General features: G+C 51.9%; 2 protein-coding genes. Both read left to right on the forward strand.

The genetic code is table 11. From position 1 onward, the window contains the following. Positions 1–1,524 (forward strand): class I SAM-dependent DNA methyltransferase (locus BJF83_RS02555; protein ID WP_262391253.1); only part of this gene is annotated, 1,524 nt, incomplete at its 5' end. Between the two features lies 1 nt (position 1,525). Further along, on the forward strand, positions 1,526–1,726 hold the full coding sequence (locus BJF83_RS26475) for a hypothetical protein (protein ID WP_143831763.1): 201 nt from the start codon (positions 1,526–1,528) through the stop codon (positions 1,724–1,726). Positions 1,727–1,816 lie beyond the last annotated feature (90 nt).

Here is a 1,816-nt window from a genome sequence, read left to right on the forward strand (position 1 = left end):
TGGGGCTCCACGTCTATGTCTGCTGAACGGTCATATCTCCCGCATGGTCCGGTTGACGGCTTTCATCCCGTTTCAAAGTCGCTGGGATCACCTCACTGGCCTGTGGACCTTGTGCTATTTGAGGACCCTGAGCGTCCAAACGACTGGCAGAACGTCCTCGGACTGTTCGAGTTCAAAAAGCCCACTCTCAACGAGGGTATATCTCAACTAGAGATTTACCTTACCCGTGAACCACGTGCTCGCTTTGGTGTCTGGACCAATGGAAAAAATTCAGTAACCATCTATAAACTTCCAGACGGCACATTCAAGCATGTTAAACACAAGGATCTCCGCCTCCCCTCTCCTGGTGACAACTTTGAACAGGCGACCTCTAAGGCGATCACGTTTGACGACCTAGCTACGCCCTCCGGGCGTGAACTACGTCAGTCGTTCGAGGCCTTGCTTGATCTCGTAGTTGCGCGCGATACGATCGTAACTCGATCGGAAGCTCAGCTTGAACAGTTGTGCAACATGCTGCTACTCAAGCTGGAGTCGGATACCAACGGTTCAATGCAACCAAAGAAGCCGGTATCCTTCCAGCTGGCTGATTCCGAGAAGAAAACCGCCGACCGAATCCATGGAGATTTCGAGACGCTCATTCAGCAGCGAGAAGAGATCTTCCGCGAAGAACACTCGCCTCAGTTGATGCTAGACGATCATACAATCAAAGAGATCGTCTACGCGTGGTCTGGCATGAACATGCTAAACGTAGGTGCGGAGGCTGTTTCTGCTGCCTTCCAGGTTTTTCGTCGAGCCAACCTCAAAGCTGGGGAAGGTCAGTACTTCACACCGTTTCCAGTTGTCCGTGCAGCCGTGCGCGTTCTCGATATCCAACCTAACGATAAAATCATCGATCCCGCATGTGGCACAGGTGGATTTCTGATCGAAGCGTTCCGTGATATGGCATCCCGTATTGACAGGCCTGAGACAGTTCGAACCTGGGCTCATCGGCAAGTCCACGGAGTCGACAAGGACAGCATCAACGTGAAACTGACTCGCGCGATGATGATGGTTATGGGCGACGGTAGCGCCCATATTCATATCGGCGACTCACTTCGCGAAGACCGCTGGTCAAATAGCTATTCACATCTCACTGCAGCAATGCGGAACGGTGCGTTTACGGTTGTATTGACGAATCCACCGTTCGGTGAAGCACTCAAGATTTCAGCACGAGAGTGTGAACTTAACAAGTATACAATCTCATGGGCTGCAGGAAAGAACAAAAAGTACAAGGACCTTGAGATTGGCCTGGTGTTCCTAGAACGAGCCTACAGGCTTCTAGGTGCTGGGGGGCGAGTCGGCATCATCCTTCCAGAAACCTACTTCTTTTCGTCAAGTTATTCTTGGCTAAGTGATTGGATGGCTACACGTTTCATCACGAGGGGAGTCATCAACGTGCCGATGGAGGCATTCCAAGGATTCTGTCGTGCGAAAACCAACCTCTACTTCTTCGAGAAAATCGACCCCAAGACAAGGAGCCACTGACATGGTGCACAAGCCCGCGTGGTTCAAGGATGGGCAAGTTTTTGTGTCCTTTGCCGAGACAGTCGGTATCAACAAGGATGGTAACGATCTCTTCATCGTTGACGCAGCTACCGGAGAACGGACCAGGGAGATCGATGACCGTGTCGCACGCGATATCGATGCGCTTCTGGATGGAAATCTGAACACCCCAACCGCCCACTGAGGTGATCCCAGCGACTTTGAAACGGGATGAAAGCCGTCAACCGGACCATGCGGGAGATATGACCGTTCAGCAGACATAGACGTGGAGCCC

Source organism: Nocardiopsis sp. CNR-923, assembly GCF_001942255.1.
Lineage (GTDB): Bacteria > Actinomycetota > Actinomycetes > Streptosporangiales > Streptosporangiaceae > Nocardiopsis.